The organism is Actinopolymorpha sp. B9G3 (assembly GCF_040120725.1).
Lineage (GTDB): Bacteria > Actinomycetota > Actinomycetes > Propionibacteriales > Actinopolymorphaceae > Thermasporomyces.
In genome coordinates, this window is sequence record NZ_JBEEAB010000010.1 from 202389 (window position 1) to 222785 (window position 20397).

Sequence of the window (20397 nt, forward strand, 5' to 3'; positions counted from 1 at the left end):
TCCCCACGAACGTGAATCTGTCCGTTACAGGTCCCTCCTCGAGCATGGCCTTGTGCCTTGGTCAACTCCACTGGTACGACGCATGCACCGTGCGGAGAATCCAGCCGCCACCAGCTCGTGGGAGGACCAATGAGTCCGTCGTCGAATGCCCACCACCCGGAACTCTCCCGGCGCCGGCTGCTCGAGATCATCGGCCTGAGCGCGGCGGGCGCCAGCATCGTGGGCGCCTGCGGCGGCGACGGTGAGGGAGGGGGCGGGGCGGGCGGCGGCGGGACGGCGGAGTTCGTGGGCGCCTGGCCGTACCAGGTCCCGCCGAAGGGCCACTTCAACATCATGGCCGGCGTCACCGACGGCATTCTCGCCGGCAGCATCTACCAGGACCTCATCTTCCTGCCCGGCGGCATGTACTACTGGCAGGACAAGAAGTGGGAACGGCTGCTCGCCGACTCGTGGGCGTTCGACGCGGCGGCGAAGACGTTCACGCTCTCCATCAAGCCCGATCTCACCTGGAACGACGGCTCGCCCCTCACCAGCAAGGACGTCATGACGACGTTCTGGTGCCGGCGGATCATGCGGCAGACCGAGTGGGGTTTCGTGACGTCGATGGAGGCGACCGACGAGCGCACGGTCGTGTTCACGATGAACAATCCGTCCAGCGTCGTCGAGCGGTACGTGCTGCGGGCGCCCATCATGGCCGACGCGACCTACGGCCAGTTCGCGCAACGCGCCGAGGAACTCTTCGCGTCCGGCAAGGACCTCGACACCGACGAGGGCGGCACCCTGAACGAGGATCTCCAGGCCTACCGCCCGCAGGATCCCGAACGGGACGTGTTGACCAGCGGGCCGTTCAGATACGACTTCGCCAGCATCACCAACGCGCAGCTCACGCTCGTCAAGAACGACAACGGTTTCGCCGCGGACAGGATCAAGTTCGACACGATCACGTTGTACGCCGGTGAGTCGGCGAGCCAGATCACCCCGCTGGTGTTGTCGAAGGAGGTCGACTACGCCACCCACGGATTCGCGGTCGCGGAGGAGCAGCAGTTCGTCAAGCAGGGTGTCCGGGTCATCCGGCCGCCCGTCTATTCAGGTCCGGCCCTGCTGTTCAACCTCGACAAGCTGCCGGAGTTCAAGGACGTGCGGGTGCGGCGCGCCCTGGCGCACGCGATCGACCGCAAGGCCAACGGGACGTTCGCCCTCGGCAGGTCGGGTGTGGGCGTCGAGTCGATGACGGGCTTCTCCGACATCCTGGTTCCCGGCTGGCTGTCCGGGGAGGAGCAGGCCAAGCTCGACACCTATCCCTACGACCAGGGCAAGGCGGCGGCAATGCTCACCGACGCCGGTTGGAAGAAGGTCGCCGGGGCGTGGCAGAAACCGGACGGGACGAAGGCGAGCTACACGCTCGTGTTCCCGGCGGAGTGGGCCGACTGGTCGACCTCGGGCACCAACCTCGCGCGGCAACTGACGAAGTTCGGCATCGCCGTTCGTCCACGCGGCGTGACCGCCAACCAGCAGCCGATCGACGTCGACAAGGGCGCGTTCGAGCTGGCGATCCAGGCGTGGGGATCGAGCCATCCGCACCCGCACTTCTCGTTCGTCACCGACCTGTTCACGCACAACATCCCCATCGCGGCCAACCAGGGTGGCAAGGGAATCGCCTTCGAACTCACCCAGGACACCGACGCGTTCGGGCCGGTCGACCTCGAGAAGATCGTCAACGCCGCAGGGGAAGGGCTCGACGAGGCCGCGCAGAAGCAGAACGTGGCGACGGCCGCGCTCGCGTTCAACGAACTGCTCCCGATCATTCCGCTGTTCGAGAGGTACGGAAACAACCCGGCACTGGAGGGCACCCGGGTGAAGGGTTGGCCGCCAGACGACGATCCGATCCTGCAGAACTCGCCGTACGCCGACAACTTCGCCATCCTGGCGATGTTCACCGGGAAGCTGGCGCCTGCCAGCTGAGACACCAGCGCCCGGGCACGCGGTGCGAGTCTCAGCCGAGCGCGTCGTAGGTCATGCGGAGCTGACGTTGCCGCGCCGGATCTTCGCTGCAGGGGTAGAGATCCTGGTAGGCGTACCGACTCGAGCCGATGGGATAGGTGTCCGGTCCGGCCCAGATACCAATGACGTTGCGTCGCGGTGTGGTGGATCGGTTCGCGCCGCCGCCGTGGAGGATGTTGACGTGGAACAGCACGGCCGATCCGGCCGGACAGGTGACCGTCCTGCGTTCCATGCCGGCGGGTAGGTCGGCCTCGTCGATGTCCTGGTCACCCACCGAGACGTTCTCGTCGACCAGCAGGTGGCTGCCGGGGAGGACGACGGTCGCGCCGTTCTCCTCGGTCATGTCGTCGAGGCACAGCATCGCCGTCAGCAGGTTGGCCGTGGAGTGGTAGAGGTACGGAAGGTCGCGGTGCCAGACGAACGCACTGCTCGCCTGGGGTTCCTTGTTGATGCACTTGTAGTTGTGGAAGTGGAACTCCCGGCTCTCGAACAGCGTCTCGAGCACGTCCAGCAGAGGTTCGTAGCGGATCAACCGCGCGAACACCGGGTCGAAGAGCGGGAGTTCCATGATCAGCCGGACCGCCTTGCCCACCCGCTCGGCGTCCGGGCGGTCACCGCCGTCGCGGGCGTAGTCCCGTTCCAACTGCACATGCGATCGCAGGTGCGGCGGGAGTCCGTCGGGGTCGTCGGTGATGCGATCGATCGCTTCGCGAAGTGTCGCGAGCGTCTTGTCATCGAGGCAGTCCTCGACCACCAGATAACCATCGCGTTCGTACGCGGCCTTCCACACGTCCGGCTGGTGTCTCACGGCCTTCGTCCCTCCTGTGTACGCAGGACCTCGAGCGTATAGAGCTTGACAGGTCCATTCGTAGTATTGGGACCAGGATTCTCGCCACGAGGGATGGCGAGGCTTCCAGCCCAGCGACCTCGCGCGGGCATTGCTCGCCGCCCGTCCCTCTGCCCGCGCGGAGATCGAGGAGACGGCACCCCCGGCGACAGCGACGAGGGCGGGTCCCCATTCGTCGACATGGGTCGCCGCGTCGTCCACGATATTGACGACGCCACGAGGCCAGGTGAGCGCCGCAACCGTCGCATCGGTTGCATCCTCGACGTGGACGAAGCTCGTCCACGCCGTCGTCGCCACGACCTCACCCTCGCGGGCACGACGGTAGTAGGCACCGCCCTTCGGGCTGTACCAGGTGCCGGGGCCGTAGAGCATGCCGTACCGCAGGACGACTCCGCGCCCGAGGCTGAGCACCGCCTCCTCCAGGGACTCGACCGACCCGAAGGCGGGCGACCCATCCTCGGCGCGCGCCAGGGGCACAGTCTCGTCGGCAAGACCCTCGCCGGGCTCGTACGCCCAGGCGATGCTCTGCGCGATCATGTGGTCCACTCCGCCGGCGCGGGCGGCGGCGACGAGGTTGGCCGTCCCCTCGACCCGCAACCGGGCGTTGCCGCCGAAGTCGAACTCCGCGAGGTCGGTGAGTTCGTGGATGATCAGGTCCGGCCGTGATGTCTCCACCGCGCGCGTCACGTCGGCAGGAACCAACGCGTCCATGAGGAGCGCGGTGGCGCCGCACGCCTCGATGGAGGCTGTCCGTTCGGGCCGCCTGGTCGTCGCGAAGACGTCGTGACCGGCCCGGACGAGCCTGTCGACAATTCGTGCTCCCAGGACGCCGGTCCCGCCGGCGACAAGAACGCTCCATGCGCCACCACTCACTCGATGAAGTATTGCTCAGGTCTCGTCAGGCCCGGTGTCAGGCATGTCACCGAGTCGCGCATCGACGCTGGTACGTTGCGGAAGTTGTTCTTGACCACGCCGTAGTTGTTGGCCGGAAGACTGATGCCGATCACGTTGAACATCTCGGCGTTGATCTCGAGGATCTCCTTCATCAGCGCGTGCTGGTCGGCCTCACCCGGCGTCACCTGGATCTGGTCGTAGATCTCGAGGGTCCGTGCCACGAGTTCGGGCGGCTTCTCGCCGGAGGCGCCACGGGAGTGGTACCACTCCCGCCACAGCGGTCCGGGGGTGATGGTTCCGTCGAGCGGGAGATACCACATGGGACGCAGAAGAACGTCGGCGTCATAGCCCAGCTCTCCCTCCCACATCGAGATGTCGAAGTCGTTGGCCTCGGAGCGTTCCAGCCACAGTGACCTGTCCTGGGCCTGCGGGCTGATGTCGACACCGACCTTCTTCCAGTACGACTTCAACAGGTCGGCGACGTCCGCCCACTGCGGAGTCCACGAGGTGACGAACGTGATCTGTGCCGAGATCCGCCGGCCGTCGGGGCCGAGGCGGAAACCCGCCGAATCCCGTTCGGTGTAGCCGGTCTTGTCAAGGATGCGGTCGGCGAGGGCCGGGTCGTACTCCAGGTACTGCGTGGCAAGGCGCTCGTCGTAGAACAGCGACTCCTTGCGGGGACTGGTCTGCCACGGTTCACCCTGCCGCTGGAAGACCACATCGATGATCTCCTGCCGGTTGATCGCGTGCGAAAGGCCGACGCGGAAGTCCCGCTGGTTGAAGATCTCGCGCTTGGCCGGGTCCTTGTGGGTGAGGTTGAGCGCGATGACGGTCGTGTTCATCGACGTCGGAACGGTCTCGAAGAATCGGTAGTCGCCGTTCTGTCTGTTCTTGGCGAGAACGGGCTTGTTCCTCGGCTTGCCGATCGTACGGTTCTGCATGTCGATCTCGCCGTTCATCGCCTTCAACAGCATGACCTCGGCGTCGCCCAGGATCTCGTAGTTCACCCGGTCGATGTAGGGGAGCTGCCGGCCCTCGGTGTCGACCTTCCAGTAGTACGGATTCCGTTCGACGATGGCCCGTTGGCCGTCGCCGAGTGCGGTGATCGTGCGCCAGGCATAGACGGTGGGGCACTCGGGATTCATGTAGGTCTCGCCCGCACCGAGTCCGATGCAGGCCTTCGTTCCGAAGAGTTCCACCCAGTCGTCGGCACCGGCCTCCTCGACGAGCGCGTCGACGTCGGGGTTGTAGGACTTGTGGAACTGTTGGAGATAGTGCTTCGGGAAGCGTACGAACGTACCGCTGCTGGACGCGTGCTTCTTGATGCACAGACCCTCCGGCCGCTCGAAGACGAACCTGACGGTGTGGTCGTCGACCTTCTCCGCCACCGACGGGTTCTTGGCCTCGATCGGTGTGATCTCCCGATTGTTCACCACGTCGTTCTGGTAGAAGACGATGTCGTCGGCGGTGAACGGCTCGCCGTCGGACCACTTCATTCCGGGCCGCAGGTGGAAGGTGTGCGTGGTGCCGTCAGCACTGCTCTCGTAGGACTCGGCGACGTTCGGGATGATCTTGGTGAAGTCGGGACTCCACCGCAGCAGGCCTTCGTAGCCGATCGTGCGGTCCATCCAGACCGCGTCGGCGACGCCGAGCAGGGCGGTGTGCCAGGTGCCGCCGTAGACGCCGGGCCCCTCGACCGGTTCGATCACGAGTGGCTTGTCGGGGAGGCGTTCCTTCAGCGGGGGAAGATCGCCGTCCTTCACGAGCTTCGCCCACATGGGTGCCTCTTTCGCCCCCGGTTGGCCGTCACTTCCGGACGCTCGCCCATCCCCTTTCGGTGTGGTGGAGAGATCGCAGCCGGTCAAGGACAGAGTGAGAAGGGTGGCACCACCCAGGCCAAGAAGTTCTCGTCTGGGCAGGCCTCCACGGTTCGTCGTCATTGACTTCCCCCTATCGTGCTGGTGGGTCACTCCTCGCCGATGGTCTGCCGATCGGCGGAGGAGAAGGAGATCACGAAGACGGCCTGCTGCTCGCCGACGTTGCGCGCGTTGTGGAAGGTGCCCTGCGGGATGCTGATCGTGTCGCCGGCCGACATCATGATCTTCTGGTCGTCCAGGCTGTGCTCGATCGTCCCCTGCAGGACGTGGAGGACCTCGTCGCAGTTGGGGTGGAAGTGCCGGGGATTCTCCATGCCTGGCTCGATGTAGCACCGACCCACCGTCATGGTGGTGGAGTTGCCGAGCTTCTCCGACACCATCCACACCAGCCGTCCCCAGCTGGTCTCCTCGATCGTGTGGTCGTCGGCGCGGCTGACCGCGGAGGTGGGATGCACCATCAGTGACCTTCCTGCGAGGGAACGGATGTCGGATCGACCTCGGCGAGCGGCAGGTCCACCACCGTGCCGGGAGGAGTTCGCCGATACGCGTCGAAGAGCGTCATGATGGCCAGTGCGTCGTCCAGGGTCCCCTTGCTCGGCGGCGTCTTGGCCAGGACGCTCTCGCAGAAGTGCAAAATCTCGGGGACGTAGCCGAGGTAGAAGAGGTTCTTGTTGTACAGCTGCCCGAGGGAGAACTCCGGCTCCCAGGTCAGTGGTGCGGCCTCGTCGTCGACGACGTACGAACGCGACCGGCCGTACGCCAGCCGCCCTCCGCGCCGGTAGTAGGTGAGCCGAACGCCGTTGTCCACCACGACGTTGGTCCCGCGCCCGATGACCTCGACCCGCTCCAGCGGACTGGTCGCCGCACTGCCGCCCGCGAGATGCAGCGTACCGACCGCACCGGAGGCGAACCGCAGCATCGCCGTGCTCGCACCGGCCACGGGTTCCCACTCGTGACTGAACCGCGTCACCGGCCCCATGAGGTAGTTCAGCACGGCACCTGGATGGTAGATGTGGTCGAGGAACCCGATCATGTCGCGTGGGTTGTCGCGCCGCTCCGGTGGCGGAAGCCCTTGCGGATAACGAACCAGGACCGAGGAGACGGGACCGAACTCCGGCGAGGAGATGATCGCCTTCGTCTTCTCCATCGCCGGGGTGAAGATCTTCTTCAACCCCGTCATGACGAACCGGCCCGTGGCCGCCGAGGCCTCCTGCAGCTGACGAATCTCCGCTGTCGACGCGGCGGTCGGCTTCTCCATCCAGACGTGGGCGCCGGCCGCGAGACAGTCGAGGGCCAGCTGGGTCGCCTGGACGCGGCCGTCCTCGTGGTAGCTCGTCACGATGAAGACGGCGGCGGGCTGCTCGCGGGCGAGCATCTCGTGGTGGTCGGCGTACGCCTGTGGAGCACCGAACTGGCGGGCGTAGTCCCGCGCCCGCGACTCGTCGACGTCGCACACCGCCCGTAGGTCGACGGGTGCGTACTGGAACGCCGGATAGACGTTGCGGTACGAATGACCGCCCGCGCCGATGAACGCACACGGGATCCGTTCGTCGTACTCGAACTGGTAGGTGATGTCGCCTACGGGCACGCTCGCTCCTCGGTTGACCGCCGGGCACCTGCGATATTGGCGTCAGGTTGACTGATCGGGCGCAGCGTAGCTATAGCCAAATCTTGGAAATTGGACTTTCCTTGGGTCGGTGAGATTCACGGCAGACGATTTGGCCGGAATGCTCCTCGAGTCGGGAGCCCGGTCCGGCCCGCTGTACCAACGGCTGAGCGGGGGCCTCCGCGAACTCATCGACCTCGGCGAGATCCCGGCGGAGTCGGTGCTGCCGTCCGAACGGGCGTTGGCGAACGCGCTCTCGGTCAGTCGCACGACGGTCGTCGCCGCCTACCACACCCTCCGGCAGGAAGGCCGGCTCGAACGCCGGCAGGGCAGTGGCACCCGGGTGACCGGATCAGGCCGCCCAGGGCATCGCGAAACCGTGTCCTCCAGGGCGCTTGTGGGCGACCACGCGGGCGCGCAGTTTCTGCACGGTCCGCTGCCCACCATGGACTTCTCGACCGCGGCCCTACCGTGCCTCGACCTGGTGCCCGAGGTGGCGGCGGGACTGACCCGGGCGGAGTACGACACCCTGACCGCTGGCTACCACGGCTATCAGCCGCGCGGCCTGCCGGCGTTGCGCGAACGGCTCGCGGCGGCGTACTCCCAGCACGGCGTCCCCACCACGGCCGACCAGATCCTCATCACCAGTGGGGCGCAGCAGGCGCTCGAGCTCATCACCCACGGCTGCCTGCAGCCGGGCGACAGCGTGGTGACCGAAGCGCCGACCTACCGGGGCGCGTTGGAGGCGTTCAGGCTGGCCAACTGCCGGATCCGGTCGGTCCCGTGCGACGACAACGGCATGGACGTCGAACGGGTCGAGGATCTCCTCACCGAACGCCCGCCGCGGTTGATCTACGTCCAGTCGACCGTGCACAACCCGACCGGCATGGTCCTCGCCGACGGTCGGCGATGCCGCCTGGCCCGGCTCGCCGAGCGCCACCAGATCATCGTGGTCGACGACACCGCGCTCGCCGGCACGCTCATCGAGGGGTCGCCTCCGACGCCGCTGGCCGGACTGAGTACGAGCGAGCGGATCCTCACGATCGGGTCGATGAGCAAGCTGTTCTGGAGCGGGCTTCGGCTCGGCTGGATCCGCGGCACCGCTCAGGTCGTCTCGCGACTGGCGCAGATGAAGGGCATGACCGATCTCGGCACGTCGCTCGTGAGCCAGCAGATCGCGATCCACCTGCTCGACCGGCTGCCGGACGCGCAGGCCACCCGTCGCCGCGAGCTCGCCGAGGGCCTGGCGGCGCTGACTGGCTTACTGGGCGAACATCTGCCCGACTGGACGTGGCGCACGCCGCGCGGAGGCGCGTCCCTCTGGGTGCGGATACCCACCGACTCGGTGACCAACTTCGCGCACTTCGCGGTGCGCTTCGGGGTGGCGATCCTTCCTGGTACCGCGTTCTCTCCCGACAGCGTGACCGACGACCACACCCGGCTGCCGTACGCCCTTCCGCGCACCGCGATGGTGGCCGGCGTACAACGGCTCGCTCGGGCGTGGGATGGCTACGCTGAAGGTCATCGCGCCATCCCCACCGTGGCCGTCACCACCTGAGCCCACGGACCAGGTGGAGCTCGCCGCCGCACAGGCCCGCCCGGGGCTCTTGTCGGGAACGCCGTGCTCCCCTGTCAGGGAACGGGAGTGCTGACCTCCGTCAAATGACCACGCTGAGCAGGCCTGCGGTTTCTGGACAGGTGTCGGCACCTGTTCCGGGTGCCGCAGGCCTGCTCAGCGTGGTCATTTGTGCCGGCGGCTGAGGTCCCCTTGCAAGGAGGCTGTCAGCCTGGGTGTTGCGTCGGGTGCGAACCGCGGTACTCCCGCATCGTCGAACTCGAGGTGTACGCCTGAAGCACGGCTACGAAGAGGAAGGCCGCCTCACGAATCGTCGGCGACGCGGAACCGGTCAGAAAGGGTCCGGCCATCGGGTCCGCCGTGGACCCGCACCGACCATCTGGTCGTCTCGCTCCCCAGCACGATGGTCGGAACCAGGTAGTTCTCGAAGGCGGTGAGAACGGTTGCGGTGAATCGGTCCATGAGGTGATCTCGGATCGCATCGCCCTCGCCGTCCACTGCAAGCTCGGTGGCCGTGGCGTTTCCTGGCGTGACGAAGCCGTGCTGCCAGTGCCGCAGTTCCGCGGCGTCGCCGAACACCAGGCGGAGTGGGAACATGCGTTCCTCCCACTCCCGTTCCGGTGTGCTGAGGTCGAGTGGCCTCCGCTGCGGTGTCACTCCTTGCCGAGTCTCCGGCAGGGAGATGATCGCCTCGTCGCGGTCCGCGGCCGGATCGGTGGCCGCGGACATGTCGAGGTAGTACCAGCGTCGTACCGGATTTCCGTGACCATCTCGCGTGTGCACCGCCTGGCCGGAGGCAAGGACCTGGTAGAGCGAGGTCAGGCGATATTGCCCGTCGATCAACAACCGCTCGGGCGCATCCGATGACGAGGGAGCGCCTGTGACGGGGCGGGAGCTGAACCGCAGGCCAGGGTCCCCCGCCTGGAGAAGCTGAAACACGCCGATCGGATAACCCAGCGAGACGCTCGCGAGCAGACTCGTGATCCACTCGTCGTCCAGGCGCAACTCCCGCTGAAACTCGGGCACCTGAATTCTGCCCTCGTGTGCCTCGTCGAGAAGTCGCGGGAGAGGCTCCTGCGCGCACTCGTAGCTGGGCCGCGGCGTCCCTGTCATGGTCGCATTGTCACGTAGCCGTCCTTGGCCAGCAAAAGGTTTCACCGGCGCGGCGTACCCGGCGGATCGACTCCCGGCCTCAGTGCGTGTCCGGGTCGCGCCAGAAGAACGCCTCCGGGTCGTACGCCGCCGGCGTCGGGTGCTGCCACACGCAGATCAGCCCGCCCGCGACCGCATCGTCGCGGCCTTCACCGAACGCGGTGTGGCCAACCCGGTGGTCCTTTCCGGCGACATCCATCGCAATATGGCCGCCGACATCAAGGCCGACTTCGACGACCCGGGCTCCGAGACCGTCGCCACGGAGTTCATCGGGACGTCGATCAGCTCCGGACTCGACGGCGCCGACATGGACGAACTCGGCCCGGAGTTTCTTGCCAATCAGCACCTGCGGTTCTACAACTCCCTGCGCGGCTACGTACGTTTCCAGGTGATACCCGACCATCTGGTGTCGGACTTTCGCGTGGTGCCGTTCGTCCGCCAGCAGGGGGCGCCGATCAGTACCCGTGCGAGTTTCCTCACCGAGAACGGCCGGCCGGGTCTGGAGCAGATCGCGGACAACCCGCCGGTCGGGCGTCGCTTCGCGGTGGACATCCCGCCGCCCGAGCAGCCGGTCAGTCCGTACGAGTAGCTCCTACGAGGGGTCCGTACGAGAATGCCGGACGAGAATGCCGGGCGCGAAGTCGGCAACCCTGACAGACAAGGGGAACGAAGGTCATGGTCGATCCGTTGGTCCCGCCCACGAACTCCGACGATCTCCGCCTGTCGGCCCTGCCGGTCTCGCTCGAGGTGCTCGCCGTGCCGTGTGGTGCGCGGACCCTGGACGTCGGGATACGCAACGCAGCGGCCGAGCCGGTCTAGGGCGATGTCCTGCTCATGCCGGAACCTCCGCTGACCGTCTCGCCCGACCTCATCTCCAGCTACTTGCGGGCGGGTTACGAACTCGACGTACCGGTCGAGGTCCGGGCACCGGTCGGGACGGTGGCCGGGGACACCGCGATCACGCTCCGGGCGGGGCGAGACGGGCAGGGTGACGAGCTCATCGTGCCCGTCACGGTGACGACGCCCCCACCGGTCCCGGTGCGAACCACGGCCTGTCAGTGGCCGCCAGCAAGCATCCGCTGGCCGAGTGGCGTCAGGCTGTGGACGACGTATCGGCCGCTCCGGGTCGACCTCACGAGGCCGCTGTTGCGCAGGATGGCCGTATGCTCACTCGTCGAGGACAGGGAGAGACCCGTACGTGCGGCCAGTCGAGTGGTGCCGAGAGGGCTGGTCAGCGCCCTCAGCAGGGCGGCTCGTGGCCCACCGATCAGCGCGGCCAGGTGCCGGTCGGTTCCGTCGCGGATATCGGTTGGTTGCATCCAGTGCGGTGGCGGACCTATGGGATAGACGAGCACGGGGTCGAGCTCGGCGTTCGCCAGGGTCACCGGGGTGCCTCGGCAGAAGAACGAAGGAACCAGGGTCAAGCCGCGGCCGCCGAGGTCGATGGTGAGGTCGGCGGGATAGTCGGCGGTCAGGACGGGAGGCGTCCAACGGATGCCTCGTGCCAGGCTTCCCAGCAAGGCGTGCACACCACCGCTGAGCATTCGCCGGGTGATGCCGCGACGGTGATCGTCCAACTGGGTGGCGATCTGGTCGTGGAACTGCGCGAGTGCGAGGTCGTGGTACGTACGAAGGGCGGATCCCAACCAGCGCAGCTGCCGCGGTTCTCCTGCGGCGACGCCAGCCAACCATGAAGACCGGCTGGACACGCCATTCGCCTTGGCCATCTCTGAACGCAGGCGCGCTCGGGGTACGTGCAGCACCTCATCAATACCCGCCTCGAGATTGGTGCTCGTGGGTGCAGGGGTCAGGAAGTCGGGAAAGTACCGCTGCGGAGGCGCCAGTTCGTACAAGCCGGCCACGACGGGCGCGAGTCGGCCGCGCGCCACGGTGCGAACCCAGCCCGCCCATTCCCGGTAGGGGCTGGCACGGGTATGTCGCGCGCCCATCTGGTGCAGGCTCAGCACGATCTCCCACATCGGGTCGAGGTCCTCAGTGACCCGGACGCGGCCCATGTCATCTGGCGTGAACACCATCCGCAGCACGTCACACCCCCGCCTCGCGACCTGCCCATGTACGCGCCGCCGGCCGAGCGTGCCCGTGCACGAGTAGTCGGCACCGAGCGGCCTCGTCGCCAGCGCACGACCAGGCTGGCGGTAGCCACTACTGATCCACTCTCGATCCGATCTTGTCCCACACTTCGTCGCATCGGGCGGTCCCACCGGCATGCAGTGGTGGGGAACACTTCGGCTCTACCCGAAGTGGCTCGACCAGCCCGTCCCTGCCGGTGACCATGTGAGGGATGGCAAGATATGCGGCCCGCCGGCCCGCCCTCGACCTGCTGTACGCCGCCCGGTTCATCGCACTCGTTCTTGCTGGCGTCGGCCTGGTTGCCGCGCTGCTCCTCTACCTGGTTCCGACTCCTGCCGCCTCGCTGGGCGGCTGGCCACTCGGATACACACTGGGGACGCCGGCTGCGGTGGAGCTGGGTGATGTTTGCCAAGCGCGCGGATCTCGAGGGATCGAATCCAATAACCGGACGACGTGCCCGGGGGCGTCCTGGTCCGTCGAGGGCAAAGCCGCGAGCGGCACTCTGTATGCACGGTGGGCGCAGGTGGCGGGTAGCGGGGAGCTGCCCGATCGCGTCGACGCTCGAGTCTTCAACGGTGCGGCGTACCTCGACCCGCCAGCAGCACGCTACGGTCTTGCGGTCGTACCGCTAGCTCTTGTCGGCCTCGGCTTCCTCGCGTTGGTGTTCAGCGTGCCGCTGTGGATCATTCGACGCCGTACAGGGGACGAGGGCGACTGGGATGTCGACGACGCCATGGTGCTCGGAGTCGTCGGGCTGGCACTTGCGGCGTCGGCCGGTGCGGCGGCGGGCTATCTGATGGCCGAAAGCACCAGTGACCGTCTCGGCGCAGGTGCCGTGGTGCTCGCCGCCGTCGTCTGGGTGGTGTGGCAGGTACGCGAGTGGCACAACGACTAACGGCGGCCACACTAGCTTTCGCAATCGGCTGCCTGTTAACGGCGTGCGGCGGAAGCCCTGAGCTCGTCAGCGGTCCAACAGGCACACCTCGACCACCCGACGTGACGCCGGCGCCGGCCGCCAGATATCGGCTTCAGCGCCTCTGTCGACGTGAACGATGACAAGGTCACGATCGACTACGAAATCGTCAACGAAGGCACCCGGCCGATCGTCGCCTTCAACCGTGTTCCCACGCGCGACCGCCCGAATCCCGGCGAGCCGGAAAGCTTCTATGTCCAGGGGAGCGGCAGAGGGGTGCAGCTTTCCATGCAGGTCTTCGAGGCGCCAGATGTGGAGATGGCCGCACGGCACGTCCTCCGCGGAACGATCGTCGAGCCAGTGAGCGGATCAGCGAACACATCGTCACCGACAGCACGTTCGAGACGCGTCGGCCGTACCAGGAAATCCTCGGCTATGACCAAGAGACAATGCAGGCCGAGTTTGCCGACGTGTGCATCGGCGTCGCGCGGGCCGAGAGGTGACTCCTCTGCCAGACGACACCCATCCCATGTACGCGCACGACACGAGGACGGCAAACCAGCAACACCTGCTCTGCTCCACCTCGGGCAATTCGTAGTCGGTCGTTCCGACGTGTGTCATCTCACTCGTACCTAAACTCGAAGTAGCTGATGCAGTAGATTCCGGTGCTGTCACGGCTGATCGTCATTGTCCCGACTATGTCTTGGGACACGGGCAGGAGCTGGGTGCGCCCCGTGACGGAGCCGGTGTACTTGGAGGCGCCCTTCGGTCCAGGATCGGGTGCCACAGCGAGCTTCGCCCTGGTATTGACGGCCATGTTGATCATCGTCTGGGTGGCGAGCGACTGCCGCGTGCCGCAGACGTAGCTCATGGCCTTGATTTCATCACTGTTGTTGACCAGAGTGATGAAGTTGCGCATCTTCTCGAAGGCCATCTCCCGAGTTTCCGGCTGTGCAGGGGGCGAGTTGTCCTCTGGGCGGACGTCGAGCACGCACCAGTCTCCTCCGCTGGTACGCACGGTTCCCCGCCAGACAAGGGGCTCCGGCTGTGGGGCAATGACTCCCCTCGCCGTGACGTATGCGGTCGTGGAGTTCTGCGCTTCTACCTTGTCCACAGTGAACTCTGTGACACGGAGTTGGCCCTTGGCGACGCTCCTCGTCATGCTGTCGGATTCGGGGCACAGCAACGCAAGGGCGCTGTCGAACTGTTCGCCGTTGATCGCTTCGGTGAAAGCATGTGCGACCTGGCTGGGATCGCTCTCGGGTGGTGCGGAGGTGACGGTGGGCGGCGGAGGCTGCCGGTAGCGGTTGGCCCCAAGCGCGAGCGCCAGACCGGCGACCAAAGCGACCAGCCCGAAGGTGGCGAGTAGTCCACCAATGAGGTGGGGCACCTTGGTTCGGCGCGGCGCTGCCGGGGTGGGTGGCTCTGAGTTCGGTGGCGCCGCCTGGAGCGGGGTGGGCGGCTCCGGGTTCGATCGCGCTGACGACATCCCTGCGGTGGTTGGCTGCGGCTTCGGTTGCGCTGCTGCCGAGCTGGGCGGCCTGATGGGTAGAGGCTGTTCGGATCGTGTGACGAGGTCGGCCACCGCCTGCTCGTCCAGGCCGAGCCCGAGCACGAGGCCGCGCCCGAGTACGAGCAGCGTCGGCAGCGGGTCGTTGACTTCCGGCACAGGCGCACCGAGCAGACCGCGGAGCACGGCGTCCAGCAGATCGGGATCTGCCCCGGTCTGCTGGTGTACGTGTCGGACGAACTCGACGATGCGCACATCTGCGGCGTCGCGGAAGACCCGACTCGCGAGCTGCGACACCACGAGTACGGCCAGTGCCCTGGCGCGTTCAGGTTCGGCTGGTTGCTCAGTGTCGCGGCCGCACAGCACGTCAGTGATTGTCACCAGCGCCTGGAGGTGGCGCCGCTGCGCGCCCAGGCTGATGGCAGGGGCGCGACCCCTCTGCCGTGCCAGCCGGAGCCTCTCGTGCGCGAGGTCGAGTTGCTGTTGCTGGAGATTGCCGACGCAAGGGTAGGCCCACCAGCCGTGGGCGCGGGCGGAGAACAACCGGTGTGCGCGCCGCAGCCAAGGATTGGCAAGGACGGAGGCCTCTTCCGGGCTGATGGCTGCCTGGCCTGTCCGGACCCCTGCGAGTAGGCCTGCGCACAGTTCAGCCCCTTCTCGCCTGTCGGCCAGCACGAGCGTCACAGTGAGCAGGAGTAGGAAGGGGCCGGAGAGGATCAGGTAGTTGAGGGGGTGTCCGAGCACGGTGGCGAGGAAGGCGTCCTCGATGGCGGCGGGCATTTGATTTTTGTAGGAAGTCCAGTTCCACACGAAGTGAGCGGTGATCGCTAGCCCGAGGCCACCCGCCGCGATCGCGAGCCGTGCGATGGCGTTCCGCTGCCGGTAGGCCAGCGCGATGGCCGTACCGATGAGCCCGGTGAACAGCACATGCCCGAACGCAACACCGGACACCCACTGCCGCACCCACACCTGCACGATCGCCGTGTCGAAGTTGTACATGGCATAGCGGCTGGTTTCCACGAAGTTGAATCCCGCACCGACCATGGCGCCGAGCGCGAAACCGTGCACCGGGCTGTCGTAGCGATGGCGTAGGTGGGCGAAGAGGGCGAGCACTCCGAGTCCTTTGGCGACTTCTTCCCAGAGTGGGGCGGCAAGGGCGATGCCCGGCGCCATCGACACCTCCGGGCGACGCAGCCAGTACCCGAATCCCATATGGAGAATCGCGAGAAGTTGGTGCCCCGCGGTGAACGCGAATGTGCAGCCCCAGGCAACGGCGACCAGACAGTAGCGCAGTGGGATCCGTCGGTAGCGCTGCACGCGGTAGAGCACGGCGATAGCCATCGCCAATCCAGGAATGGCCATGAGGACGCCGCCGAGTGCGTTGGGGATGAGAATGAAGCCGATAGGGATGGTGGCCATGCCGGTGCCCAACAGCAGGGCGGCGATGTTTCGCGCCGGCTGCCAGCCGGCGGGGAGCGGGAGTTTCCACACCAGCAACCCGAGTGGGGCGCCTAAGACGAGCCCGGCAAGAAAGGCCCAGCCGAAGAGCGCGGGAGTCGGCATGCGCCGTGCAGGGTAGTCGGCGAGTGCACCGGGATACTCCCAGATCGGCAATGGCAGGACGGCAAGAAGCGCTGCGAGCGCGGAGGCTGCGGTGACCCCGAGGATGATCCCCGCTTGGAGCTTGTTTGCCTTTATACCGGGCATCGTTCGTCTATCGCTTTGTTGAGCTTCTGGATATTGGTCGCCGGCGGCAGCACGGGCACTGCCGGGCGGCGTGAGCCAACCCCGCCAAGCGCTGTGGCCATGGCCTCGATGTCGCTGGCTACCCCATTCATTGCAGTGCGCAGTTGTTCATCCTTGAAGGACTGTGATTGCTCACGCAGGTGATCGGCGATAGCAATGAGCCTTTTGGATTTGGCGCGTGGGGCGAGGTGGCCGTCGTGGACCACCTCTCGCATGTCTGCCTGCACTTTGGACCAGCTGGACCGCAGCGCCTCACAGTTCTCCGCCATTGCTCCCGACTGCGCGAAACAGCCGCCCATCGCAAGCGTGAGTAGGAGGACGCTGACGATTCGCATGGTTCTCCTTGGTGCCAGGCGCGCCTCCCGCGGTGCGGACCGCGCCGAGACGGGACTCATTTCAGCCCTCCGAACAACCCGTGCAGGAACGCGATCAGCCAGACAATCCAAGCCAGCAGCGTCGAGAGAGGATCGGAAAGGCCGGCCCCCTGAGTCCCCTCGCCCGTCTTGGCCTGATCAGCCGCGTCCCCTTGCGTCAAAGCGCGATCCAACCTCTCAGGGAATTCGGCGGCCATCCTTTCGCGCGTCAATGCGCCTTCCTTGCGCGCCTTGAGCCATCTTTCTCTGAGGCGGTCACGGAGTTGCCTGCGCCACTCCCGAAGACTGCGCGCCTCGGGGCGTGGCTGTTTCTCTGTCGGCCCTCCCTTGCGTTCAGACTGCGAGCCCTTGTTCTGCCGGCGCCCTAGTCGGCGTTGCCGGCGCTCCTCGACTCTTCGCAGTCTCTGCAGTTCGAAGCGGTTGAGCACGAACGAGCCGACGGTGGCATATGCGCCAGCGGCGGCGACAGCGGTCCCCGAGAGGGCGGCGATCCCAAGCGCTGAGGCCCGAGCGCATATTCCACGTCCGTTGGCCGGCGGTTGCTCGGACCCAGGTTTCGCGCTGAGCCGGTCTCCCTGAGCGTGACTGGTGGCTGTCGGGACATGTCCGTAGGTGATGCTCGTCCCGTGGCAGTGTGCTGCCGCCGGCTCGGACGATACGAGTAGCAGCCAACAGGCCAGCCCCAGCGCGGCGACTAGCCGGGCGAACATCGTCACGGCTACCTCGATTCCTGACGGCGAGAATCGGCCTTATCGTGGGAATCCACGCCCCGGGGACGAGGGGGGTGTCATCCACTCGCCGTGCGCGCGTCTGCCTCGGCTGCCAGGCGTATCGCCTGCTGCGTCATTGTGACGATCTGATCCGCGGGGGCATAGCGACGCTGGGAATGGGTCCAGACCAGGAGCATTCCGAGGTCCGAATCTAGACGCCAGCCGTCGAAGCTCGATTCGAGGAGCAGCCGGCGGGCCTGTGGGGTGAGTCCCGCGCCGACATGGTTGGCGTCGTCGGCTGTTATGAGAAACCTCTTGTCGAAGGGCTGGTCGCCGGTACGGATCAGCTGCCCGGGCCGCCACTCGTCATGACTTTGCCATTTGTTCGCCACCTGCACCCAGAACGGCACGTGCGGCAATGGAACCGCCCAGACCGTGTGCAGGTAGGTCAGCTGCGCCCGACCGGCTCCGGAGGCGTGTCCTGCCAGCCAGTCGAAGACCATAACCCGGCGTCCCTCGGCAACACCTTCGAGGACGTTCAGGATGCGGGACCCGACGGCCATCCGCGTCGGCTCCATGTTCATGAGCTTGCTCGTAATCATGCTGCCCGCTGTGCCCAGCGACCGGGGCAGCTGCTGCACGAGTGGCACCAGGTCTGGTCGCTCCGCCGTGTATCCCCATCCCTGGCTCTCCGCCAGATCGGCCATGGCCTTCGAACGCTGCGCCGGTGCCCGCCGCGCACGAACCCTCGGTACGACGATGGCGGCGATGACAAGCAAGATCACCGCAACCACGACGACCTTGGTCACCAGTTCACTCATTCGACCTTCACCCTCCTCGACTCCGAACTCGCGTCCGTCATCCGACCAAGGTCGGGTGACACCGGTCCAGTCGTTTCGGGTCGAGCCGAATTGTCGCGGCTCAGAGGTCGTGCCTGTGATAGCGAATAAGGACGGGCAGCTCGGTGACGGACACCATGCTGCCTGGCTTGGGCACCTCCACGGTCCCGTCGAGATGCTCGACCCGCGCGGTGCCCGGCTCGGCAAGCATGGTCGCCTTGCCGATGTCGGTCCACCGGATCACCGCCTCGCGCGACGGTCGATCGGGAGGGCAACCCCCGGGCGAGGACGCAAACACGAATCGGAGCTGCCAGACATTCGGAGGGAGGTTGTCGTCGCTGCCGTGACTGGCGGATCGTACGTACGCATCGGTCAGCCAGCGCTGCAGCCTGTCAACGAACCAGGCGGCCTGCGTGGGCGGACCGCCCTCAGCCTGGAGGACGATCGGGACGTTTCGTCCTCCCCAGTAGTGGAAGTACATCCGACTGCACCGCGCGAAGATGCCTGCGAGGAAGTGGCGTACGGCGTATGCGCCCGCAGTGGCCTGATCCGGTCGCGGAGCATGGACGATGTTATGAGCGGGTCCGGTGCTCCACATCAGACGCTGGGCGCCCACGGCATGCAATGTCCGGTCGATGAGGCCGCTGAGCTCGACCATCTCCTCCGGCGGTCCGGAGGGATCACGCGGATGCAGCTTGACCGCGACGGCGTCGCAGTGCTCGAGAACCCCTGCCTCGGCGTACGCCCGAAGTTGTTCCCTTGCGGCCGGATCCCAGAGGTCACCGAACGACGGCGACACCACGAGTGCAGCTGGGTCCACGTCCTTGATGATCCTTGCCGCACGCTGGACCATCGCGGCGAGCGTTTCGGCGGATCCGTTGTACCGCATCGGCGAGTTGACGTAGTCCCAGAGTTCGTACGCCTCGATCCGGCCCTGGTAACGGGTCACCGTGGCGCGGACGTAGGCATCCCAGTCGGCCAGATCATCCGGCGGCGCTGCACGGCAATCGTCGAGGTAGACCGCGCGTTTCGCGTCAGGGCATACCCATCCAGCCGGCATACCCATCGTGTAGAGCACCGGCAGGCACGCGTTCCGTGCGCCGGCCACGAGCCGGTCCAGCGTCCGCCAGTCGAAGACCTCCTTGTGGGGTTGGATGTTCGACCACCGGCAGGCGCAGTCCCACAGGCGGACCGCCCCAACTCTGAAGTCGGGCATCCTGCCACTGGTGCTGTTGAGGGTTACGCCGAAGAACGCCGGATTCACCGGCTCTGGCGGGTCGTGGTACCACTCCGGACCAAGTACGTGTTGCGGGGCGACGCGCACAGCTGGCACCGGCACCGCCATGGCGGGATCCGGCTCATCCACACCGGCAAGGATTGTCTCGTGCATCCGCTGCAGCTCTGGTCCCGGTTCAACCCCGAGTTCCTCCACGAGAACGCTGCGCCCGGACCGGTACACCTCGAGTGCCTCGGCCTGGCGGCCGAGCCGGTGCAGCGCCCGCATCAACAGGACGCGGAACCGTTCCCGGAATGGGTGCGCCTCCACCAGAGCAAGCAGCTCGCCCACTCGCTCGCCATGTCCCCCGATGGCGAGTTCGGTCTCGAGGCAGCGCTCCAGGACAAGCAGCCGACGGTCCTCCAACCTGGTCGCTTCGGCTGCCAGGGTGCGCACTCCACCGAGTGCCGGGCCACGCCACAGGGCGAGTGCCTCCCGAAGGCGAGAGATGCACGCGTCCATCTGCCCGGCAGACCGGAGCTCGCCGGCCTCGGCGGCCAGGCGTTCGAAGACATGGGCGTCGACGTCATCGAGTCCGGCCTGGAGGAGATAGCCGCCGGGATGGGTTTTGATCGCAGGGCCGAGCGAGCGCCGTAACACCGACACCGCGGTGAGGATCTGCCCATGAGCGGTGGTTGGAGGCGAGCCTTCCCACGCCGCGTCGACCAGACGTCGAACCGGCACGACCTGGCCAAGGTTGAGAGCGAGGACCGCGAGCACCGTCCGTTGACGAGGCCCGCCGATCGGAACTGCCGTGCCCTGGTCGCACACCTCGACCGGCCCCAGCAGGTGGTAGTCCATCCGCGCCTCCCGCGTGGCTCAGCATCAGCAAGATCGTCGCACAGTCGTACAGATCTGCGTCGGGGCAGGCGAGGCGCCACCTGGCCGCGGCCAGGCGGCCATGTCAGGACGATCCGGGGTCGTATCCCGGCGGCTCGGGCCAGAAGCTGCCCATCATGGGCGTCGACAAGGCAAGCTTGGCCGA

General features: G+C 66.6%; 16 protein-coding genes. 5 read left to right on the forward strand and 11 right to left on the reverse strand.

Translation table 11 applies throughout. The annotated features are described in order from the left end of the window. The first annotated feature begins 129 nt into the window (after positions 1-129). On the forward strand, positions 130-1962 hold the full coding sequence (locus ABNF93_RS19170; protein WP_349329447.1) for an ABC transporter substrate-binding protein: 1833 nt from the start codon (positions 130-132) through the stop codon (positions 1960-1962). Positions 1963-1993: 31 nt separating this feature from the next. Here the strand turns inward: ABNF93_RS19170 and ABNF93_RS19175 are convergent, their stop codons facing one another. The 4 genes from ABNF93_RS19175 to ABNF93_RS19190 form a co-directional block, all read right to left on the reverse strand. Further along, complete coding sequence (locus ABNF93_RS19175) at positions 1994-3721, reverse strand: phytanoyl-CoA dioxygenase family protein (protein WP_349329448.1); 1728 nt, start codon at positions 3719-3721, stop codon at positions 1994-1996. Further along, a complete protein-coding gene (locus ABNF93_RS19180) occupies positions 3718-5520 on the reverse strand; it encodes an ABC transporter substrate-binding protein (protein WP_349329449.1) in 1803 nt (600 codons plus the stop codon). Before ABNF93_RS19180 ends, ABNF93_RS19175 begins: the two co-directional genes overlap by 4 nt. Before the next feature lie 188 nt (positions 5521-5708). Then, positions 5709-6077, reverse strand: coding sequence for a cupin domain-containing protein (locus ABNF93_RS19185; RefSeq protein WP_349329450.1), 369 nt, complete (start codon positions 6075-6077; stop codon positions 5709-5711). Further along, positions 6077-7207 carry a Gfo/Idh/MocA family protein gene (locus tag ABNF93_RS19190; RefSeq protein WP_349329451.1) on the reverse strand — a complete coding sequence of 377 codons (1131 nt, stop codon included), beginning with the start codon at positions 7205-7207 and terminating at the stop codon, positions 6077-6079. Before ABNF93_RS19190 ends, ABNF93_RS19185 begins: the two co-directional genes overlap by 1 nt. A 109-nt stretch (positions 7208-7316) precedes the next feature. On the opposite strand from ABNF93_RS19190, the gene ABNF93_RS19195 reads away from it, so the two are divergent. After that, entirely contained in the window at positions 7317-8783 is a 1467-nt protein-coding gene (locus tag ABNF93_RS19195) for an aminotransferase-like domain-containing protein (protein WP_349329452.1), read from the forward strand. Between the two features lie 321 nt (positions 8784-9104). Here ABNF93_RS19195 and ABNF93_RS19200 read toward each other — a convergent pair whose 3' ends face one another. Then, positions 9105-9914, reverse strand: coding sequence for a GmrSD restriction endonuclease domain-containing protein (locus ABNF93_RS19200; protein ID WP_349329453.1), 810 nt, complete (start codon positions 9912-9914; stop codon positions 9105-9107). A gap of 82 nt (positions 9915-9996) precedes the next feature. Between ABNF93_RS19200 and ABNF93_RS19205 the strand changes: the two genes are divergently transcribed. Together ABNF93_RS19205 and ABNF93_RS19210 are read left to right on the forward strand one after the other, a co-directional pair. Then, positions 9997-10542, forward strand: a complete 546-nt coding sequence (locus ABNF93_RS19205) for an alkaline phosphatase D family protein (RefSeq protein ID WP_349329454.1) — start codon at positions 9997-9999, stop codon at positions 10540-10542. An 86-nt stretch (positions 10543-10628) separates the two neighbouring features. Next, the gene (locus ABNF93_RS19210) at positions 10629-10772 is read left to right on the forward strand and encodes a hypothetical protein (protein WP_349329455.1); all 144 of its coding nucleotides are present in this window, start codon (positions 10629-10631) and stop codon (positions 10770-10772) included. A 236-nt stretch (positions 10773-11008) separates the two neighbouring features. On the opposite strand, the gene ABNF93_RS19215 is transcribed toward ABNF93_RS19210, so the two are convergent. Beyond that, positions 11009-11989 carry an ArsR/SmtB family transcription factor gene (locus tag ABNF93_RS19215; protein ID WP_349329456.1) on the reverse strand — a complete coding sequence of 327 codons (981 nt, stop codon included), beginning with the start codon at positions 11987-11989 and terminating at the stop codon, positions 11009-11011. A gap of 266 nt (positions 11990-12255) precedes the next feature. On the opposite strand from ABNF93_RS19215, the gene ABNF93_RS19220 reads away from it, so the two are divergent. After that, positions 12256-12939 carry a hypothetical protein gene (locus ABNF93_RS19220; RefSeq protein ID WP_349329457.1) on the forward strand — a complete coding sequence of 228 codons (684 nt, stop codon included), beginning with the start codon at positions 12256-12258 and terminating at the stop codon, positions 12937-12939. A gap of 640 nt (positions 12940-13579) precedes the next feature. Here ABNF93_RS19220 and ABNF93_RS19225 read toward each other — a convergent pair. From ABNF93_RS19225 to ABNF93_RS19245, 5 genes are all read right to left on the reverse strand, one after another. Continuing rightward, positions 13580-16174 carry a PrsW family intramembrane metalloprotease gene (locus tag ABNF93_RS19225; protein WP_349329458.1) on the reverse strand — a complete coding sequence of 865 codons (2595 nt, stop codon included), beginning with the start codon at positions 16172-16174 and terminating at the stop codon, positions 13580-13582. After that, complete coding sequence (locus tag ABNF93_RS19230) at positions 16162-16548, reverse strand: hypothetical protein (protein WP_349329459.1); 387 nt, start codon at positions 16546-16548, stop codon at positions 16162-16164. The genes ABNF93_RS19225 and ABNF93_RS19230 overlap by 13 nt, the downstream gene beginning before the upstream one ends. Positions 16549-16604: 56 nt before the next feature. Beyond that, positions 16605-17015: a hypothetical protein gene (locus tag ABNF93_RS19235; protein ID WP_349329460.1), complete on the reverse strand. Its 411-nt coding sequence runs from the start codon at positions 17013-17015 to the stop codon at positions 16605-16607. A gap of 359 nt (positions 17016-17374) precedes the next feature. After that, positions 17375-18118 carry a hypothetical protein gene (locus ABNF93_RS19240; protein ID WP_349329461.1) on the reverse strand — a complete coding sequence of 248 codons (744 nt, stop codon included), beginning with the start codon at positions 18116-18118 and terminating at the stop codon, positions 17375-17377. A gap of 100 nt (positions 18119-18218) precedes the next feature. Next, positions 18219-20213 (reverse strand): BTAD domain-containing putative transcriptional regulator, encoded by a 1995-nt coding sequence (locus ABNF93_RS19245; RefSeq protein WP_349329462.1) that lies wholly within the window; start codon positions 20211-20213, stop codon positions 18219-18221. Positions 20214-20397 lie beyond the last annotated feature (184 nt).